Below are 19,086 nucleotides of genomic sequence, written 5' to 3'. Positions count from 1 at the left end.
AGCGATGGGGTCCGTCATCATTTAGGCACCGGAGGTGATGTTGCAGGTTGCGCTATGAACCGCGTTGCCCGGTACTTTCCAACGGGAAATGTTATATTCCCTCCCGCAAAAGGCGAACGGATGAGGAATTCGCGAGAAAGCCGCAATTGTCGTAGAGAGCCCGCTTCGTCGTCGCTTCGACGATGCGAACAGGGAAAGCCGCCGTGACAGGCCCGGAATTGAAGCAGCTTCGTCAGGACCTCGGAGAAGCGATTGGCCGGCCGCTATCGGCCGCCGACATGGCGAAACTGTGCGGACTGGATCCGAAAGAAGGCGCCGATACGATCCGCCGCTGGGAGATCTCGGGACCTAGTGGGCCAGCCGACAAGCTCCTCGGCATCCTCGCGATGGCCAGCGACCGTTATGCCATCATGGACAACTTCAACATTTTCGATCGCTGGGATGTCAGCGAGAAAGAGCGCCCTGCCCGGAAGGCGGCCTTCCGCGAAAGAATGTGCAACGAGATCCGCCAACGCCTTGCATGACGTCAGCCATTCCGTGGTCACGCCGTTCGCCGGGCTTATCCACAACGCAATGGCGACCGGACCTGCGTTGACCGTCTATCCGCTTGTGCTGCACCGCCGTTGCGAAACATCTTCCACACGGATGGATTCCGGGTGGTGGCAATGAGTGGTTCGGACAGCGGATATGACTGCGATCGTTATCGCAGATTGTTGGCAGAGGCGAACGACGAGCCGAAGCCTCCTCGCCCTCATCAAGTTGCTGATCGATGAGAAGGCCAAGGACCGGCTCGCCCACCACAGGCTCCATACCCGCCTGTCAGGCCTGGAAGCCTCCAAAACCGCGCCGCGCTAACCTTTGGCTACTTCCTTCGCGAAAGTATCGCGCAGTCCGATCGTGCGGTTAAACACCGGACGGTCGGCGGTCGAATCCTTGTCGCGCACGAAATAGCCCTGCCGTTCGAACTGTACGACATCAGTCGAATTCGATGTGGCGACCTCGGGCTCTAGGCGCGCATCCTTCAGCAATTCCAGCGACTGCGGGTTTAGGTCGGTCGTAAAATTCGCCGCGTCGGGATTGGGATTGCTGAATAGCGGATTGTAGAGGCGGATTTCCGCCAGTCTCGACTGCGCCGCCGGGAGCCAATGCATGGTCGCCTTGACCTTGCGGCCGTCGGGCGCGTTGCCGCCACGGGTGGCGGGATCGTAGGTGCAACGCAACTCCACGACTTCGCCCGCGGCGTTCTTCACGACGTCGCGGCAGGTGATGAAGTAGGCGTAGCGTAGCCGGACTTCGTTGCCCGGCGACAGCCGGAAGAATTTCTTCGGCGGATTTTCCATGAAGTCGTCGCGCTCGATATAGAGCTCGCGGCCGAACGCCACGCGGCGCGTGCCGGCGTTCGGATCGTCGGGGTGATTGACCGCCTCGATCTCCTCGACCTGCCCTTCCGGATAGTTCTCGATCACGACCTTGAGCGGACGTAACACCGCCATCCGGCGCTGCGCGCTCTGGTTCAGGACCTCGCGGATGCAGAACTCGAGCATGCCGACGTCGACGACGCTGTTGGCTTTGGCAACGCCGATACGCTTGATGAACTCACGGACCGCCGCCGGCGGCACACCGCGTCGCTTCAAGCCTGCAATGGTGGGCATGCGCGGATCGTCCCAGCCCGCCACATGGCCGCCGCGCACGAGTTCCGTCAGCACGCGCTTGGAGAGCAGCGTGTAGGTCAAATTCAGCCGCGCAAATTCATACTGATGCGGATGCGACGGCACCGGCAACTTGTCGAGCAGCCACTCATAGAGCGGGCGATGATCCTCGAACTCCAGCGTGCAGATCGAATGTGTGATGCCCTCGATCGCATCCGACTGGCCGTGGGCATAGTCGTAGCTTGGATAGATCGACCACTTGTCACCGGTGCGCGGATGATGCGCATGCAGAATGCGGTAAAGCACGGGATCGCGCAGGTTGATGTTGCCCGACGCCATATCGATCCTGGCGCGCAGCACGCGTGCGCCGTTCGGAAACTCGCCGGCCTTCATGCGGCGAAACAGATCGAGATTTTCCTCGACGGGGCGATCGCGGAACGGACTGTTTTTTCCGGGCTCGGTAAGCGTGCCGCGGCTCAGCCTGATCTCTTCCTGCGACTGGTCGTCGACATAGGCAAGCCCGGCACGGATCAGGCCCTCGGCCCACTCGTACAGCCTTTCGAAATAGTCAGATGCGAAGAAGAGGTCGTTGCCCCAATCGTATCCAAGCCATTTGACGTCGGCCTGAATCGAATCGATGAACTCCTGCTCTTCCCTGGTCGGGTTGGTGTCGTCGAAGCGCAGATGACAGCGCCCGCCGAACTCCTGCGCAATGCCGAAGTTAAGGCCAATGGACTTGGCGTGCCCGATATGCAGGTAGCCGTTCGGTTCCGGCGGAAACCGCGTGACGATCAGCTTATGCTTTTTGGCATCAAGATCGGCCTGGACGATGTCGCGGATGAAATCGCGGCCCGCCTCTGCCGCCGTCGGTTCTAGGGTCATTACTAGTGTCCACTTTCCGAAGTTCGTATACCACCGCCGCACCCTCCTTCTACGAACTTCGGAAAGTTATGGGCACTAGCAAATTAATGATTTCTAGTGCCGCTTTCTATTTGACGTTCCTGGTCGAATTCGCCGCTTGTGGTGCAGGAACGTCAAATAGGCGGCACTAGGTGTTCTACTCCGGAATCAACGGTCTATCTGCCAAATCCTCACCTCCCAAGGAAGGCTTTAGTTATATGGGGTTCCTGCTATACACCCCCAACCTGCCAAGGCAGATCCGGCCCCCATCCTGCTGACGTGTATGACCGCACCAATCGTTACCCGCTTTGCCCCCTCGCCAACCGGCTTTCTCCATATCGGAGGCGCCCGCACCGCCCTGTTCAACTGGCTCTATGCGCACAAGCATGGCGGCAGGATGCTGCTCCGTATCGAGGACACCGACCGGGAGCGATCGACGGATGCTGCCATCACGGCCATCCTGGACGGTCTCAAGTGGCTCGAACTCGATTGGGATGGCGAGGTCATCTACCAGTTCAGCCGTGCGGCCCGCCATCGCGAGGTCGCCGAAAGTCTGCTGGCGGCCGGCAAGGCCTATCACTGTTACGCGACGCCCGAGGAACTGACGGCGATGCGCGAGAAGGCCCGCGCCGAAGGCCGTACCCGCCTTTACGACGGCCTGTGGCGCGACCGTGATCCCTCGGAGGCGCCGGCCGGCATGAAGCCGACGATCCGCCTGCGTGCACCCCAGACCGGCGAGACAGTGATCGAAGACCAGGTCCAGGGCCGCGTGGTCTGGCAAAACGAAAACCTCGACGATCTCGTCCTGCTCCGCGGCGACGGAACCCCGACCTACATGCTGGCCGTGGTGGTCGACGATCACGACATGGCCATCACCCACATCATTCGTGGCGATGATCACCTGATCAACGCCGCGCGCCAGAAGCAGATCTACGACGCGCTCGGCTGGGGCATCCCCAGCATGTCACATATTCCTCTCATTCACGGCCCCGACGGCTCGAAGCTTTCCAAGCGCCATGGCGCGCTCGGCGTCGACGCATACCGTGCCATGGGATATTTGCCGGCGGCATTGCGCAATTACCTCGTCCGCCTCGGTTGGAGCCACGGCGACCAGGAGATATTCTCGACCGAGGAAATGATCGCGGCCTTCGACCTCTCGGGTATCGGCCGGTCCGCCGCGCGCTTCGATTTTCCCAAGCTCGAAAATCTGAACGGGCACTATATCCGTCACACCGACGATCAATCCCTCGTGAGAATGTTCGAGGGGGTGCTCCCCTACGTGCCCAACAGCGCCGGTCTTTCGGCCAAGCTCAACGACCAAACGCGTGCGCAATTATTGCAGGCGATGCCGAGCCTGAAGGAGCGCGCCAAGACACTGATCGAACTGATCGACAGCGCCTATTACATCTTTGCCGACCGACCGCTTGAAATCGACACCAAGGCCGCCGCCATTCTGACGCCGGAAAATCGCCTCCTGATCGGACGGCTGCGTGTTGCCTTGTGGGAGGTAAAAGACTGGAGCGCCGAAGCAACGGAAACGGCGATGCGCGCCTTTGCCGATCAGAACGGCCTCAAATTCGGCGCGGTTGCCCAGCCGCTGCGCGCCGCCTTGACCGGGCGCACCACGTCGCCTGGTATATTCGACGTCCTTGCCGTGCTCGGCCGGGAAGAAAGCCTGGCCCGGCTCGACGATCAGGGGCCCGACTAAGGCCACCTTGCAGCGCACACGGCAATAAGCTACCCATTTCGTTACTTCATTTCAGGCGCCCGGCTGGCCTGCCTGCCCCTTCGGAAAAGGCACAAAAGTGCGGGCTTTCGCAACGATCGCATCGGGGACCTCACGATGGCCGCATCTTCAGGCAAGACCGCAACGCTAACGGTAGGCAACAAGACCTTCGATCTTCCGATCTCGAGCGGCAGCATCGGGCCCGACGTCATCGACATCGGCAAGCTCTACGGCCAGTCGGGAATGTTCACCTACGATCCCGGCTTTACCTCGACTGCAAGCTGCGAGTCGAAAATTACCTATATCGACGGCGATGCCGGCGTTCTCGAATATCGCGGTTATCCGATCGAGCAGCTCGCCGAGCACGGCGACTTCCTCGAAACCTGCTACCTGCTGCTTTACGGCGAACTCCCTACCCCGGCCCAGAAGCACGACTTCGATCAGCGCGTGACCCATCATACGATGGTGCACGAGCAGATGGCCCGCTTCTTCCAAGGTTTCCGCCGTGATGCACATCCGATGGCGGTCATGGTCGGGTGCGTCGGTGCGCTAGCGGCCTTCTATCATGACTCCACCGACATCAACGATCCGCAGCAGCGCATGATCGCTTCGATGCGGATGATCGCGAAAGTGCCGACGCTCGCTGCGATGGCATACAAATACAACCTCGGCCAGCCCTTCATCTATCCGAAAAACTCGCTGAAATTCGCCGAAAACTTCCTGCGCATGTGTTTTGCGGTGCCATGCGAAGAATACCAGATCAACCCGGTGCTCGCCGACGCCCTCGACAAGATCTTCATCCTGCACGCCGACCACGAGCAAAATGCCTCGACCTCGACGGTGCGCATCGCCGGCTCCTCGGGTGCAAACCCGTTTGCCTGCATCGCCGCCGGCATCGCCTGCCTGTGGGGACCCGCGCATGGCGGCGCCAACGAAGCAGCACTTGCGATGCTTGCCGAGATCGGCACGGTCGACAAGATTCCGGATTTCATCAGGAGGGTGAAAGACAAGAACAGCGAAGTCCGCCTGATGGGCTTCGGCCATCGCGTCTACAAGAATTACGATCCCCGCGCCAAGATCATGCAGAAGATGTGTCACGCCGTGTTGAAGGAAACCGGCCATGGCGACGATCCGATGCTGAAGGTCGCGCTGGAACTGGAAAAGATCGCGCTCAGCGACGAGTATTTCATTCAGCGCAAGCTCTATCCGAACGTCGATTTCTATTCGGGCATCACGCTCAAGGCGATGGGTTTCCCGACCTCGATGTTCACCGTTCTGTTCGCGGTCGCCCGCACCGTCGGCTGGATCAGCCAGTGGAGCGAAATGATCGAGGACCCGCAGCAAAAGATCGGCCGCCCGCGGCAGCTGTACACGGGCGAAACGCGCCGCGACTACATCACCATCGACAAGCGGAAGTAGTCTTGGGACGAAGCGGGTCGCGCGTCGCGGCCCGCTTCGAACGTTCTAACCGGCCTTTCGGGACTTTCTGAGCATCCCCAGCACGATGTCGGCGGCGCGGACGCTGGGCGAGTGGTTGCCGGTCGACATGATGTCGTCGATCCGCGCAAAGGCGTCGGTTTGACGCCGGCGCATCGGCGTATCCGACAACACTTCGCCAAGTGCGCCTGCGAGCTTGTCCGCTGTGCAATCATCCTGGACGAACTCCGGGATCACGTTTTCGCCGACCACCAGGTTCGCGAGGATCACCGACTGGACGGTGACGAAACGCAGAACGATCCAGGCCTCGATCGCGCCGGCTTTATAACCGGCGACCATCGGTACCCCGGAAAGCGCGAGTTCGAGGGTGACCGTCCCCGACTTGGCCAGCGCTGCGGTAGCGGTCCGGAACGCTGCGCGCTTTTCCTGCTCCCCGACCACGATTTGCGGCGTGACTTTCCAGGACTTGACGCCTTCCCTGACGAGCTCCAGCAAATGCGGCATGGTCGGCAGGATCAACTCGAACGGCTTTCCCTGCGCCTGCAATCGATCCAGCGCCTCGCCAAAAATGGCCATGTGGTGCCTGATCTCGCCGCGCCGGCTTCCAGGCAGAACCAGCAGCAGCGGCGGGCTGGCGTCACGCCGCGCCTGCTCCTCGGCGCTCGGCCTGAGCGAGGCGAGCTGTTCGGTTAGGGGGTGGCCGACATATGTGCAGGGAGGCCCATGCAAGCGACGGTAGGCTTCCGGCTCGAACGGGAGCAGCGCCAGTACCTGATCGACATACGAGCGCATGGCGCGCGCCCGGCTGGGCCTCCACGCCCACACCGACGGCGAAACATAGTCCACGATCGCAATCGCCGGATCGCGGGCGCGTACCCGACGGGCAACGCGGTGGGTGAAGTCGGGACTATCGATGATGATGAGAATGTCGGGGGCGGCCTGCAACACGGCGTCCGTCGTCTGACGGATCAAACGCAGCAGCTTGGGGAGTTGTTTGACGACAGCGGAAAAACCGATGATCGACAGCTCCTCGATCGGAAACAGCGATTTCAGCCCCTCGCGCGTCATTCCGCGACCGCCGACGCCTTCGAACTTCACGGCATCGCCCAGCCGCTGCCGGAGCACCTTCATCAGCTGCGCCCCCAGCCGATCGCCGGATTCCTCTGTTGCGATCAGAAAAATCCTGCGCGCCATGCTGCCATTTGCCGGGCCCGGCATCAGGACGGCAAACCGACGACGAAGAGACTGGCTGTATCCGCCGTCTCGATCATGGCTTGCGGATCGGCGACCACGGTGTTGCCGGCAATCACAGCAAGGCCTGCAAGTCCGGCCGCAGCGATGCCCTCGACAGTTCGCGATCCCACCGTTGGCAAGTCGAAACGCAAGTCCTGTCCACTTTTCGGTGCTTTCACCAACACCCCGCGGCCGCCGGCTGCACGAATGCGGCCACTCGCCCGCAAATCTGCGACGCGCTTGAGCAATGAGTCTGTCCCCTCGATACCCTCGACGCCCACGACGTGGTTATCGATCACCACAGCGGCCTGCCCGATGTCGAAAGGACCGAGCGCCCGCAGCACCTCGCGTCCGCGGGCGACGTCAGACATCGCGCCCCGATCCGGCATCCTTCGCGTCACACAACCTTCGGGCATGAGCAAATCCGGCGCCACTTCCTTCAAGCCGAGAAGACGGAAGCCATCCTGCTCGAAGATGCGGCCGACGCCGGACAGCAAATGATCGTCGCCACCGCGAAAGGCCGACCATACCCGCCCCATGATGCGAAGCGTTTCCCAGTCGAGCCGAATTTCCGAAAGCGAGGGCCGCACCAAAGTTCCGATGAAAACCAGGTTCTTGCAGTTTTCCTGGCGAAACAGTTTCTTCGCCCGTCCGTACTGCCCCACCGTGATCCAATGATGGCGGAAGCGTTCGGCGGCGGCGGGATCGCAGACGCCTTTCAGCCCAAACAGAACGGGATCAAGACCGCGCGCCTTCAGCGATTCGGCAACGGCAAATGGCATCGCCCCGCCCCCCGCGATCACGCCAACCGGCGATGAAACACCTAAGGCCGCGGCTGTCATGAGCTTGCGACTACTCCATCATCCATTTTCACCGGTCCGGCCGGACGGCAAACACAGCGGGCGATGCGTACCGCTGTCGATGAAGCTGAGGATTGCGGCCACCGCCGGATCTGTCGCAGCGAGAGATCGCACCGCGTCCAAACGCTCGGAAAAGACACCGGGAGCTTCAAACAGCTTTTGATAGAACGACCTGACGACGGCGAGCCGCTCGCGGGTAAACTTGCGGCGCTTCATGCCGACGATGTTCAGGCCTTCAAGGCGCGCGTATTGGCCGTTCACAAGGCCATAGGGAATAACATCGCCGCGGACGCCGCAGACGCCACCGATCATGGCTTGCGGACCGATGCGCGTGAACTGATGCACCGCCGACAAGCCGCCGATGAAAACGAAATCACCGATCTCGCAATGTCCACCGAGCGTCGCCGACGTCGCGAAGATGACGTCGTTGCCGACCTGGCAGTCGTGTCCGACGTGGCTGCAATTCATGAAGTAGCCTCGATCGCCGACGCGGGTGATGCCCCCGCCGCCAACCGTCCCGGTGCTCATTGTCACCGACTCCCGGATCGTGCAGCCCTCGCCGATCTGAAGTTTCGTCGGCTCACCGCGGTAGGCGAGCGATTGCGGCGCGCCTCCCAGCGAGGCGAACGGATAGACGGTGCAGCCGGCACCGATGGCGGTCTGCCCCATCACGTGGACGTGGGAAATCAGCTTGCAATTCGCGCCGATCGTGACGTCGCGGCCGATCACGCAGTATGGGCCGATGGCCGCGCCCGCGCCGATCACAGCGCCGTCTTCAACCCGCGCGGTTGGGTCGATCGTGGTCATGAAGAGCCCGTCTCTCTGGCCAGGATTGGCGTAAATTGTCCGATTTTTCAGTGGTTAGCGCGCGCCGCCGGGGCTGTCCAGTGATCTGCCGAGCCGCCTTCTGAACGCATTTTTGCGTTAATTCATGGTGCGCTGGACGAAAGCCGAGCCTTGCGTGATCACACACATATAGGAAAAGGTTTGGGCCTCACCTTCGGTCTCGATGTCGACATCGATCATGACCGGCTTCGACTGGCCTTTCCAGGTATCCAGGATGGCAGGCGGGACCGGACGGGTCCGTGATCGCTTGACGACGAGTCCGGCGAGTTTCGGCAAGGCCTCGGTCGCTGAAGCGACGCAGGTCTTGCCCGCCGTGGCGCGCTCGCTGAACGCGACGAACAATGCTGCCGAGGCCGCCAAGATCGTCAGGTTTCGCATCCGCCCCCCCTCCGCGCCCGATATTCAACTAGAACACAGAAGCCTTTTAGAAAAAAGAAGCCTTGGGCTTGTCGATCGGAGCTCGGCTGACGGCCAGGCGAGGCCACGCGTCATTGCCAGGTCATCAATCAGTCAGCATGGCGCCGACGTCGGCCTCTGCAACGATCGCGCCGTTCACTTTGGCGTCGCCGTGAAACCACCACATCGTTTTGCGCCGGCCGATGCTGCGCATGTGGTACTCGATGGTGTCTCCGGGCAGCACGGGTTTACGAAACTTGCATTTGTCGATGGTCAAAAAATAAACCGCGCGCGGCTTCTCGGTGCCCTCGACCGACTTGATCCCGATGACGCCCGCGGTCTGCGCCATGGCTTCGATCATCATCACGCCAGGATAGACCGGCCGCTCGGGAAAATGACCGAGGAACGGCGGCTCGTTATAGGTAACGTTCTTGATGCCGATCCCGCTGTAATCGGTTCGGATATCGACCACGCGGTCGATCAGCAGCATGGGGTAACGGTGCGGGAGCGTCTTCAGGATATCGTTGATATCCACGAGCGGAAACCTGACCGACGCCTCCGACATTTCTCCCGACCCTCCCCTTCAAGCACTTCGCGTGCACGCGCCATGCGGGCAACCATTGCGCGAGCTCCAGGCCAGGGCAAGACCCCAGCCTTGAGCCGACTTTGCGTTCATTGGCGATCCTTGGCAATCCTCACGCAGCCTGGCGTGAGGGCCCGCTTTCCTGTTCCGGCTGCCCTTCCCGCTGCCGGCCCGATCGGCCGGCATAGCGGTTAGAACGAGGTGCCGCCGCCGAACTTGAATTGCTGAACCACGTCGTGGGGACCCTTGGTCAGCGGGATGGCGTAGTCGAAGCGCAGCGGTCCGAACGGCGACTGCCAGATCAGGCCCACACCGACCGACGAACGCACGACGTTCTGCGGATCATACTGCAAGCCCAAACAGGTGCCGGCAAACGCCGGGGAGTTGAAGCCGTTATTGGTGGGCCGAATGCATCCGGGTGTATTGACTTCACCCGTCAACGCCCAATCGGTCGGTCCCTTGTAATCGCCCAGCCAGCCAGCGTCGGCATAGACGGCGCCCTTCAGGCCGATTTCCTTCGGCAGGAACCAGAACGGCATCTGGAATTCGAGTGAAGCGCCCCAATACTGGGTGCCGCCGATGGCGTCCTGCGTGCCGAACGGATTGATATCTCGCGGACCGATGCCATTGGGCGCGAAACCGCGAACCAGGTTCGGACCCGCCTGGAACTGATCAAGCATCCGGATCTCGTGGCTGCCGATCTGGGTCATCAAGCCGCCCTGCATGTGAACGATGCTGACGATGTCGGCTACCAGGGGCGTGTAATACTTCAGGTCCGCCGCCGACTTCAGGTAGGTCACGTCGCCGCCGACGCCGGCAAAGTCCTGCTTCCAGTCGATAATAAGACCGTCGGTCGGGTTCCGGTTGTTGTCCAGCGTGTTGAAGTTCAGCGTGTAACCCACAGCCGATGTCAGCGTCGCGCCTTGAGACAGTTCCTTACGCACCGGCAGCGACGCCTCGCCATCGCCGTAACAGAACAGGCCGGTTCCGGTGGGATCTCCTCCCGGGAAGAACGAGTTGATGGTCGCCGCATTAGCTGGATTATTTGCGAACGCCGGCGAGGGATTGAAGGGCAGCCCGTTGTTCGTGAGGTTGTTACAGTTATCCAAATAGCTGGGCAGCGATATTTTCTGATCATAGATCGAATAGCGCAGCTGCAAGGTCAAATCTTCACGCAGCGTCAGGCCGATCCTCGGGCTGAAACCAAGTGTCTTGGTTCCGTAAGCGATGTACTGGTTGGCCAACTGCTCGCGGTAGTAAACGTCAAGGCCGAGCGCCACGCGATAGTCCAGCAGATAGGGCTCGATAAACGAAAGCGAAACGCCGCGCGCAAACTCGCCGTAGGTAACCGCAACCTTGCCGAACAGGCCGCGGCCAAGCAGGTTGCGTTCGGAAACGCTGACTTCGGCGAGCGGGCCGTCGGTCGTCGAATAGCCACCCGACACCGAGAAGTCACCGGTCGACTTCTCTTCCAGGTCAACGTTGAGAATCACGCGGTCACTCGAGGAGCCGGGCTCGTTCGTGACTTTGACGGATTTGAAGAAGTCGAGATTCTTCAGGCGACGCTCGGCGCGGTCGACCAGCGCGCGGTTGTAAGCGTCACCTTCCGAAATATCGAATTCGCGGCGGATCACGTAGTCGCGCGTGCGCGTATTGCCGCGCACGTTGATGCGCTCGATGTAGGTGCGCGGCCCCTCGTCGATGCCAAATACGATCGAGACGGTATGCGATTCGAAATTGCGATCGCCGCGCGGCTTGACGATTGCGAAGGCAAATCCTCTCCGCGAAGCCTCGATCTGCATTTCCTCGACCGACTTCTCCAACGCTTCGGCGTTGTAGAGCGAGCCGACACTCACGCGCGAGAACCGCGCGAGTACGTTGCCGTCGAGCGCGGGGATGCTGGACTGGTAGGTGACGGAAGCGACGCGGTATTGCTGACCTTCTTCAATCTTGAAGGTGACCAGGAATCCCTTCCTGTCCGGATCGTATTCGGTCAGCGCGGCCACCACCTGCACGTCGGCGAAGCCGTGCTTGAGATAGTAACGACGAATCAGATCGCGATCGGCTTCGATCCGGTCAGGGTCGTAGACGTCGCTGCCTCCGAGGAAGCTCAAAAGATTCGATTCGCGCGTCTTGATGACGTCCTTCAGCCGGTACGATGAATAGGCGACATTACCGACGAACTCGATCGAGTTGATTCCGGTCTTGTTGCCTTCCTTGACCGTGAAGATCAGGTCGACGCGATTGTTCGGCTGTTCGATGATCTCGGGAACCACCGTCACGTCATAGCGGCCGGAGTGACGATAGATGTCCGCGATTCGCTGCGCGTCGGACTGGACCATTGGACGCGACAAGGTTCCGCGCGGCTTTGACTGAACTTCGGACGAAAGCTGCTCGTCCTTGATCTTCTTGTTACCTTCGAAAACCACGCGGCCAATGACCGGGTTTTCGATCACCGTCACGATGACACGACCGCCGGCCTGGTTGATTTTCACGTCCTGGAACAGGCCGGTCTCGATCAGGCCTTTCAAGCCGTCGTCGATGCGCCCCTGATCCAGCTTTCCGCCCGGACCGGGCTTGAAATAGGAACGAATGGTCGAGGCCTCGACACGGCGATTGCCCTCCACCTGTATCGAATCCACGGATTGCGCCGCGGCCGGCGAAGACGCGAGTCCGACCGCCAACGTGGCGGCAACCGGCGTCGCCAACATGACCAGGGCGGCCAACAAGCCTCCCCGTACCCCCATTCCAAACTTCATGCGCCGGGCGCCCTTACGATCCTGCTGCCGGTCCGCACCCCCACGAACCGGCAAATCACCTTTTCCGACCCGCTTGTAGCCAATTTTACCAAGCCGGCAAACCTTATGTGGCAGCGCGATTTCATTTTCATTCCAAGACGTTGCCCATCGGCCACGTCATAAAAAAGCCGCTTCACGATGAGGCGAAGTGCAAGATGTCGTTATAGGTCACGAATACCATCAACATCAGTACCAACCCCAGCCCGATTCGGGCTCCCATTTCCTGGGCTCGCGGAGACAATGGACGCCCGCGCACGGCCTCCACCGAATAGAACAAAAGATGACCGCCATCGAGCAGCGGCACCGGGAACAGATTCAACAGACCAATCGACACCGAAAGCGCCGCGCAAAGCTGCAAAAGGAACTGGAAACCGAGGCTGGCCGCCTGGCCCGAAAGCTGTGCGATTCGAAGCGGTCCGCCGAGATCGCCGGTATTGCCGGCCCCGACAAACAGGGAGCCTACGAATTTGAACGTGCCATCGATGATGAACCAGACCTGTTCGACGCCGATCTTGAGCGATTCCACATAGCCAACCGGCGTCGTTTTCGGATCGCTTGGCTGCGCATTGTACTGAATACCCAGCACGCCGATCTTGTGGCTGTTACCGAAAATATCCTTCACTTCCTTCAGCGCCGGCGTCGCCGCAATCGCCACTGTCGCCCCGTCGCGCTTCACCTGAAACGTCAGCTTGGAGCCCGCATTGGTAGACACGATCCGCTGCATGTCAGCGAAACTTTCGATCGCAGTCCCATCGATCGAAGCCACGACGTCGCCAATCTTGAATCCCGCGGTGGCCGCGACGCTATCGGACTGCACCATGTCCACACGGGGGATTGAGCTCGGCTTGCCGAAATAGAGCGACATACCCGCGAAGATGAGGATCGACAGCAGGAAATTGGCCATCGGACCGGCGGCGACAATCGCGGCCCGTGGGCCAACCTTCTTGTGATGGAAGCTGCCCGCCTGCTCTTCGGCGGTCATGTTGCCGAGCGATTCCAGATCAGGGGTCGAGGCTTCGCTGTCGTCGCCGAAGAATTTGACGTAGCCCCCGAGCGGAACGGCCGAAATCCGCCAGCGGGTTCCGTGGCGATCGTTGAAGCCGGCCAATTCGGGGCCGAATCCAAGCGAAAACGTCAATACCTTCACGCCGGCCCAGCGGGCGATCAGGAAATGACCGAGTTCGTGGAAGAAAACGACGATTGTCAGCACAAACAGGAAGGGAACAATGTATCCGATCAGGCCATGACCTAACACATTGAAACCATGCTGAAAAAACTCGGACATTTTATTCCCTCACCCAGAGCCAGAAGGCTCCACCCCACCCTCTAGGATGCCTTTAAGGCAATTTGAGGCAATAGGGTGACCGCCTTATTTCGCGCGTTATGGTCAACAGTTATTGCATCGTCGGCGGACGTCAGCGGCGCCAGATTCCCAGCGCGAATCCAGGCTTCCAGCGTCGCCTCGACCAGGCGGGCGATGGCGCCAAACCGGATCTTGCCGGCGATGAACGCGGCAACCGCCACTTCGTTCGCCGCATTGTAGACCGTGGTCGCGCCGCGGCCGGTCCGCAACGCCTCGTAGGCTAGTTTCAGTCCGGGGAACCGCGCGAAATCCGGCGTCTCGAACGTCAACTGTCCGATCTTGGCGAGATCGAGCTTCGCCGCGGGCCCCACGATTCGGTCGGGCCATCCCAGACAATGCGCAATCGGCGTGCGCATATCCGGCGCCCCCAGTTGCGCCACCACCGAGCGGTCGGAAAATTCGACCATCCCGTGAATGATCGATTGCGGGTGAACCAGAACATCGATTTCGTCTGCCGTCAGTCCAAACAGGCAGGCCGCCTCGATCACCTCAAGGCCCTTGTTCATCATTGAGGCCGAGTCGATCGTGATCTTCTGGCCCATGCTCCAGTTCGGATGTTTGAGCGCCTGCGCCAGCGTCGCCTGTTCGATATCAGTGCTCGACCAGGTTCGGAACGGGCCGCCTGAAGCGGTGATGACGACGCGAACCAGCTCCTCGCGATTTCCGGAAGCCAGCGCCTGAAACAGCGCGTTGTGCTCGGAGTCGGCCGGCAAAATGCAGGCGCCCGCCTTGCTTGCACGCTCCATGAAGAAATCGCCGGCACAAACCAGGCATTCCTTGTTGGCGAGAGCGACCGTCGCGCCGCGATCAACGGCTGCGAGCGCCGGTTTCAGGCCGGCTGCGCCGCTCACCGCAGCCATCACCCAATCCGCCGGCCGCGCCGCCGCTTCGACGACCGCGCTTTCGCCGGCGCCGCACTCGGTGCGGGTACCGGCAAGCGCGTCTTTCAACTCGGTCAATCGGGAGCTGTCTGCGACTGCGACATAGCGCGCTCCGAATTCTTTCGCGAGCTTGGCCAGGCCCGCAACGTTGCTATTCGCCGTCAACGCCTCGACGCGATAGCGATCCTTCGCGGCCCGCAGCAGATCCATCGTGCTGTCGCCGATCGAACCCGTCGCACCCAGCACGGTGACCGAACGAACGGCCGCAGCCGCTTTATTGTTACGCAAGGGAACAGCGCTCATATCTCACCAAACCATAAGAGCGTGGCCGACGCCATCCGCACCGCCACGCAAAAAACCGAAAATTGCCGCCAGAACGATGGCAGCCACGAAACCGTCCAGCCGGTCCATCAGCCCGCCATGTCCGGGAATGATGTGGCTGGAATCCTTGACACCGAACCTGCGTTTGACGGCCGATTCAAACAGATCGCCAAGCTGTGCTGCGACCGAGAGAGCCGCGGCCAGCAGCAGCAGCGGCATGAACTTTCCGAGGTCGAATGCGGCAAATCCCACAGCGACCGCGAGGCTCGCGACAAAGCCGCCGACAGCGCCTGCCCAGGTCTTTTTCGGGCTCACCTGCGGCCACAGCTTGGGACCGCCGATCAGCCGGCCGGCAAAATATCCGCCGATATCGGTCGCCCACACCGTCAACAGCACCAGCATCAGCGCGGCGAACCCCGAATCCGGGTCGCGCCGGACCATGCTGGATGCAATCGAAGCCGCCAGTGCATAGCCGATTCCAAGCACGGCCCAGCTACGCCGCTCGCTGGAGAAGATGGTGGCGACAACGACACCCAGCGCGACAACGATGGAAACATTGGCGGCGGTGAAGTGCCCACTCTCGATCCATGCCGCGCCAAGCAGAACCAGCGCGCCCAACAACAGGAGAGCAAGGTTGCGCGCACCGGTGACGGTGAGCCATTCGGCATAAAGCCCGATCGCAGCGACCGTGACGAGGCCCGTCCAAAGCCATCCGCCGGCATAGGCGATCGCGATGGCAAGCGGAGCCATCACCAGCGCGGCGGCGATCCGCAACAGAAGGTTGTTTCCCTCCCGTGCGGCCGCTCCGATCGATGCGTGGCCTTCGGTCACGATCCGGTTTTCACAGCCAGACCACCGAACCGGCGCTCGCGCCTGGCATATTCGGCGATCGCGCCCTCAAGCGCGGCCTTGTCGAAATCGGGCCAATGAACGGGTACGAAAACAAGCTCGCTATAGGCCGCCTGCCACATCAGAAAATTCGACAGCCGCTGTTCACCGCTGGTGCGGATAATCAGATCGGGATCGGGAATCTCAGGCGCGTCGAGATAGCGGCCAATCGCATCGTCGTCGATCGACGACGGATCGCGCCTGCCTTCCGCCACTTCGGTCGCCAGCCGCTGTGCGGCGCGGGCGATTTCCTGCCGCGAGCCGTAGTTGAACGCGACGACGAGATGAAGGCGATCGTTGTTGCGCGTCAAGTCTTCGGCTTCCTGGAGAAGCGCGCAAATATCCGGCTCCAGCCCTTCGCGTTCGCCGATCACGCGGACACGGACTCCGTCACGGTGCAGAATCGCCAGATCGTTGCGTATGAAGCGCCGCAACAGTCCGAACAGGTCACCGATTTCGGAGGCGGGCCGCGACCAGTTTTCGGAGCTGAACGAAAATATCGTCAGATAGCGAACGCCGAGTTCACCGGCGGCACGAACGACGTGGCGCAAGGTCTCGACCCCGCGGCGGTGACCTTCGGCACGCGGGAGGCCGCGGGCCGCGGCCCATCGTCCGTTCCCGTCCATAATAATCGCCACGTGCAAAGGACCGCCCCCTCGATCCGGTCCCTCAGTCGCGGGCGCTGCGGCATTCGACATCAATCAATCCCTCAGGCCACGATCTTTAAACCATCGGTTCGCAGGATCGCGCCCCAACATTAGGCTAAACGGTCAGGATTTCCTTTTCCTTAGCCGCGAGCAGCTGGTCGATTTCCGAGACCGTGCCATCGGTCGCCTTCTGCACGTCGTTCGCCAAGCGCTCCTGATCGTCCTCGGAAATCTCGTGATTCTTCTCGAGCTTCTTGAGGGTATCGAGGCCGTCGCGGCGGACGTGTCTGACCGCAACCTTAGCGGCTTCCGCATATTTGTGCGCGACCTTGACCAGTTCCTTGCGGCGATCCTCATTGAGTTCCGGAATCCGCAAGCGGAGAACCTGGCCTTCGGTGGCAGGGCTCAATCCCAGATTGGAATCGACGATGGCCTTCTCGACCGCCTTGACCATCGACTTGTCCCACACCTGCACCGACAAAAGGCGCGGTTCGGGAACGCTGATAGTCGCAACCTGATTGAGTGGCATATGCGAACCGTAAGCCTCGACCTGGACCGGCTCCAGCATCGATGCCGCGGCGCGGCCCGTGCGCAGACCGCCGAGTTCGTGCTTGAGGGATTGCGTCGCGCCCTGCATCCGGCGCTTCAACTCGTTGATGTCGAAATTACCCGTGGACATGACGGTCGTTCCTCCTGAATTCGGCCACATGGCGCAGGTGATTCTAACATTCGCAATAGTGCCCGCTGAGAAGGGATGCGAATGTTAGAATCGGACCACTAGCCGGCAACGATCGTGCCGCGACCGGTGCCGCTCAGAATGGCGCCAATCGAACCCGGCTCGGCGATCGAAAATACGATGATAGGCAGCGACGTCTCCCGGGCAAGCGCAAATGCGGTGGCGTCCATGACCTTGTAGCCGCCGCCAATGGCCTCAGAATGGGTCAGGCGATCAAATCGCTTGGCGGACGGGTCCTTTTTCGGATCGGCGCTGTAGACGCCGTCCACATTGGTCGCCTTCAGCACCGCCTGCGCGCCGATTTCCGCTGCCCTCAACACGGCAGTCGTGTCGGTGGTGAAAAACGGATTACCGGTTCCGCCGCCGAGCAACACGATGCGTCCTTCCGCCAGATATTTGTGCGCTGCACTTCGGGTGAATAGCTCGGAAACTTGCGGCATGACATGGGCTGTGAGGGTTCGCGCCGGTGTTCCCTTGCGTTCGATCGCCGCCTCGAGCGCAAGACAGTTCATCACCGTTGCCAGCATCCCCATGGTGTCGCCGGCCGGCCGGGACATGCCGCGCGAGGAAACCTCGACGCCGCGGACCAGATTGCCGCCCCCGACGACGACGGCGATCTCAACGCCCAATTCTCTTGCTGCAATCAGGTCGCCGGCAACCCGGTCGATCGTCGATTGATCGAAGCCCGAAGCGTTCGGACCGGCGAAATATTCGCCCGACAGCTTGATCACGACGCGACGATAGACCGGCCCTGTCATCTGCTAACCGCTCTCCTTAGGACCGGAAAAGGCCTAGGCGACAGTTTCACCGTCTCAAGGCTTCTTCTGGCCGCTCGCAGCCGCGACTTCGGCTGCGAAGTCGCTTTCCTGCTTCTCGATTCCCTCGCCGAGAGCATAGCGCAAAAAGCCGGTAACCTTGATCGGTCCGCCAACCTTACCCTCAGCTTCCGTGAGGGCCTGGGCGACGGATTTGCCGCTGTCATGGATGAAGGCCTGCTCCAGAAGGCAGACTTCCTTGTAATAGGTCTTCAGGCCGGACTCGACGATCTTTTCGATCACGTTCTCCGGCTTGCCCTGCTGGCGATACTTGTCCGCAAGCACGTCCTTCTCGCGCTTCACGGTGGCCGGATCGAGCCCGGACGGATCGACAGCGAGCGGATTGGCTGCCGCGACATGCATTGCGAGTTGCCTGCCAAGCACCGCAAGCTCATCGGCCTTGCCGGGCGATTCCAGCGCCACGATCACGCCCATCTTGCCGGCGCCCTCGACGACGGCGTTGTGAACGTAGCTCGACACCACGCCCTTGCTCACCTCGAGCGCAGCCGCGCGGCGCAACGACATGTTTTCGCCGATGGTGGCGATCGCGTCGGAGATGGCGGCCTCAACTGTGATGGCGCCGACCTTGGCGGTCTTGATCTTTTCGACATCGGCGCCGACGTCGAGCGCGACCTGCGCGATCATCTTCACCAGCCCCTGGAAGTGCTCGTTGCGGGCGACGAAATCGGTCTCGGAGTTGACCTCGACGACGACGCCCTCGGTGCCCTTGGTCAGCGCGGCGATCAGGCCTTCCGCGGCGACGCGGCCGGATTTCTTGGCAGCCTTCGACAGGCCCTTCTTGCGCAGCCAATCGACGGCAGCTTCCATGTTGCCGTCGTTCTCGGAAAGCGCCTGCTTGCAATCCATCATGCCCGCGCCGGTGGAGTCGCGCAGGTCCTTGACCATCGCCGCCGTGATTGTCGCCATGTCGCTGTCGTCCTTTGCCTGCAACGGCGGTGGCATGCGGTTCGCCCGCCGCCGTTTCCCACCATCACCAATGCCGTAAA

General features: G+C 61.2%; 17 protein-coding genes. 3 read left to right on the top strand and 14 right to left on the bottom strand.

Going from position 1 to position 19,086, the window contains the following annotated elements; genetic code table 11:
• Positions 1-203 precede the first annotated feature (203 nt).
• A complete protein-coding gene (locus BUA38_RS31740; protein WP_072826593.1) occupies positions 204-524 on the top strand; it encodes a helix-turn-helix domain-containing protein in 321 nt (106 codons plus the stop codon).
• A 327-nt stretch (positions 525-851) separates the two neighbouring features.
• Here BUA38_RS31740 and BUA38_RS31735 read toward each other — a convergent pair whose 3' ends face one another.
• Complete coding sequence (locus BUA38_RS31735) at positions 852-2,531, bottom strand: glutamine--tRNA ligase/YqeY domain fusion protein (RefSeq protein ID WP_072824260.1); 1,680 nt, start codon at positions 2,529-2,531, stop codon at positions 852-854.
• A 301-nt stretch (positions 2,532-2,832) separates the two neighbouring features.
• On the opposite strand from BUA38_RS31735, the gene gltX reads away from it, so the two are divergent.
• Together gltX and gltA are read left to right on the top strand one after the other, a co-directional pair.
• A complete protein-coding gene (gene gltX / locus BUA38_RS31730) occupies positions 2,833-4,257 on the top strand; it encodes a glutamate--tRNA ligase (RefSeq protein WP_072824258.1) in 1,425 nt (474 codons plus the stop codon).
• A 135-nt stretch (positions 4,258-4,392) separates the two neighbouring features.
• Positions 4,393-5,694, top strand: a complete 1,302-nt coding sequence (gltA, locus tag BUA38_RS31725) for a citrate synthase (RefSeq protein ID WP_072824256.1) — start codon at positions 4,393-4,395, stop codon at positions 5,692-5,694.
• Between the two features lie 45 nt (positions 5,695-5,739).
• On the opposite strand, the gene lpxB is transcribed toward gltA, so the two are convergent.
• The 13 genes from lpxB to tsf all read right to left on the bottom strand — a co-directional run bounded on the left by lpxB (position 5,740) and on the right by tsf (position 19,006).
• Entirely contained in the window at positions 5,740-6,906 is a 1,167-nt protein-coding gene (lpxB, locus tag BUA38_RS31720) for a lipid-A-disaccharide synthase (protein WP_156898823.1), read from the bottom strand.
• A 23-nt stretch (positions 6,907-6,929) separates the two neighbouring features.
• Positions 6,930-7,787: an LpxI family protein gene (locus BUA38_RS31715; protein ID WP_072824252.1), complete on the bottom strand. Its 858-nt coding sequence runs from the start codon at positions 7,785-7,787 to the stop codon at positions 6,930-6,932.
• Between the two features lie 18 nt (positions 7,788-7,805).
• A complete protein-coding gene (gene lpxA, locus BUA38_RS31710) occupies positions 7,806-8,612 on the bottom strand; it encodes an acyl-ACP--UDP-N-acetylglucosamine O-acyltransferase (protein ID WP_072824250.1) in 807 nt (268 codons plus the stop codon).
• 117 nt (positions 8,613-8,729) lie between these two features.
• Entirely contained in the window at positions 8,730-9,029 is a 300-nt protein-coding gene (locus BUA38_RS31705; protein ID WP_072824248.1) for a hypothetical protein, read from the bottom strand.
• Positions 9,030-9,153: 124 nt separating this feature from the next.
• Positions 9,154-9,612, bottom strand: coding sequence for a 3-hydroxyacyl-ACP dehydratase FabZ (gene fabZ / locus BUA38_RS31700; protein WP_072824246.1), 459 nt, complete (start codon positions 9,610-9,612; stop codon positions 9,154-9,156).
• 209 nt (positions 9,613-9,821) lie between these two features.
• Positions 9,822-12,389 carry an outer membrane protein assembly factor BamA gene (bamA, locus tag BUA38_RS31695; RefSeq protein WP_072824244.1) on the bottom strand — a complete coding sequence of 856 codons (2,568 nt, stop codon included), beginning with the start codon at positions 12,387-12,389 and terminating at the stop codon, positions 9,822-9,824.
• Between the two features lie 172 nt (positions 12,390-12,561).
• Positions 12,562-13,713 (bottom strand): RIP metalloprotease RseP, encoded by a 1,152-nt coding sequence (rseP, locus tag BUA38_RS31690; protein ID WP_072824242.1) that lies wholly within the window; start codon positions 13,711-13,713, stop codon positions 12,562-12,564.
• A 41-nt stretch (positions 13,714-13,754) separates the two neighbouring features.
• Entirely contained in the window at positions 13,755-14,975 is a 1,221-nt protein-coding gene (gene dxr, locus BUA38_RS31685; RefSeq protein WP_072824240.1) for a 1-deoxy-D-xylulose-5-phosphate reductoisomerase, read from the bottom strand.
• Positions 14,976-14,978: 3 nt separating this feature from the next.
• The gene (locus BUA38_RS31680) at positions 14,979-15,824 is read right to left on the bottom strand and encodes a phosphatidate cytidylyltransferase (protein ID WP_156898822.1); all 846 of its coding nucleotides are present in this window, start codon (positions 15,822-15,824) and stop codon (positions 14,979-14,981) included.
• A complete protein-coding gene (locus tag BUA38_RS31675) occupies positions 15,821-16,579 on the bottom strand; it encodes an isoprenyl transferase (protein ID WP_072824238.1) in 759 nt (252 codons plus the stop codon). Before BUA38_RS31675 ends, BUA38_RS31680 begins: the two co-directional genes overlap by 4 nt.
• A 64-nt stretch (positions 16,580-16,643) precedes the next feature.
• Positions 16,644-17,207 (bottom strand): ribosome recycling factor, encoded by a 564-nt coding sequence (frr, locus tag BUA38_RS31670; protein ID WP_072824236.1) that lies wholly within the window; start codon positions 17,205-17,207, stop codon positions 16,644-16,646.
• Positions 17,208-17,305: 98 nt separating this feature from the next.
• The gene (gene pyrH / locus BUA38_RS31665; protein ID WP_072824234.1) at positions 17,306-18,022 is read right to left on the bottom strand and encodes a UMP kinase; all 717 of its coding nucleotides are present in this window, start codon (positions 18,020-18,022) and stop codon (positions 17,306-17,308) included.
• A gap of 54 nt (positions 18,023-18,076) precedes the next feature.
• Entirely contained in the window at positions 18,077-19,006 is a 930-nt protein-coding gene (gene tsf, locus BUA38_RS31660) for a translation elongation factor Ts (protein WP_072826591.1), read from the bottom strand.
• Between the last annotated feature and the right edge of the window lie 80 nt (positions 19,007-19,086).

Source organism: Bradyrhizobium erythrophlei (assembly GCF_900142985.1).
In the GTDB taxonomy this organism is placed as follows: Bacteria; Pseudomonadota; Alphaproteobacteria; order Rhizobiales; family Xanthobacteraceae; genus Bradyrhizobium; species Bradyrhizobium erythrophlei_B.
The sequence above is the reverse complement of the archived record's forward strand: the minus strand, read 5'-3'. Positions and strand labels throughout refer to the sequence as shown.

Bases quoted from the DNA above. Each gene is read 5' to 3' on its own strand.
- frr (WP_072824236.1), bottom strand. From the start codon at position 17,207: ATGTCCACGGGTAATTTCGACATCAACGAGTTGAAGCGCCGGATGCAG.
- dxr (WP_072824240.1), bottom strand. From the start codon at position 14,975: ATGAGCGCTGTTCCCTTGCGTAACAATAAAGCGGCTGCGGCCGTTCGT.
- BUA38_RS31735 (WP_072824260.1), bottom strand. From the start codon at position 2,531: ATGACCCTAGAACCGACGGCGGCAGAGGCGGGCCGCGATTTCATCCGC.
- fabZ (WP_072824246.1), bottom strand. From the start codon at position 9,612: ATGTCGGAGGCGTCGGTCAGGTTTCCGCTCGTGGATATCAACGATATC.
- BUA38_RS31705 (WP_072824248.1), bottom strand. From the start codon at position 9,029: ATGCGAAACCTGACGATCTTGGCGGCCTCGGCAGCATTGTTCGTCGCG.
- lpxB (WP_156898823.1), bottom strand. From the start codon at position 6,906: ATGGCGCGCAGGATTTTTCTGATCGCAACAGAGGAATCCGGCGATCGG.
- rseP (WP_072824242.1), bottom strand. From the start codon at position 13,713: ATGTCCGAGTTTTTTCAGCATGGTTTCAATGTGTTAGGTCATGGCCTG.
- BUA38_RS31675 (WP_072824238.1), bottom strand. From the start codon at position 16,579: ATGTCGAATGCCGCAGCGCCCGCGACTGAGGGACCGGATCGAGGGGGC.
- gltA (WP_072824256.1), top strand. From the start codon at position 4,393: ATGGCCGCATCTTCAGGCAAGACCGCAACGCTAACGGTAGGCAACAAG.
- bamA (WP_072824244.1), bottom strand. From the start codon at position 12,389: ATGAAGTTTGGAATGGGGGTACGGGGAGGCTTGTTGGCCGCCCTGGTC.
- lpxA (WP_072824250.1), bottom strand. From the start codon at position 8,612: ATGACCACGATCGACCCAACCGCGCGGGTTGAAGACGGCGCTGTGATC.
- tsf (WP_072826591.1), bottom strand. From the start codon at position 19,006: ATGGCGACAATCACGGCGGCGATGGTCAAGGACCTGCGCGACTCCACC.
- pyrH (WP_072824234.1), bottom strand. From the start codon at position 18,022: ATGACAGGGCCGGTCTATCGTCGCGTCGTGATCAAGCTGTCGGGCGAA.
- gltX (WP_072824258.1), top strand. From the start codon at position 2,833: ATGACCGCACCAATCGTTACCCGCTTTGCCCCCTCGCCAACCGGCTTT.
- BUA38_RS31715 (WP_072824252.1), bottom strand. From the start codon at position 7,787: ATGACAGCCGCGGCCTTAGGTGTTTCATCGCCGGTTGGCGTGATCGCG.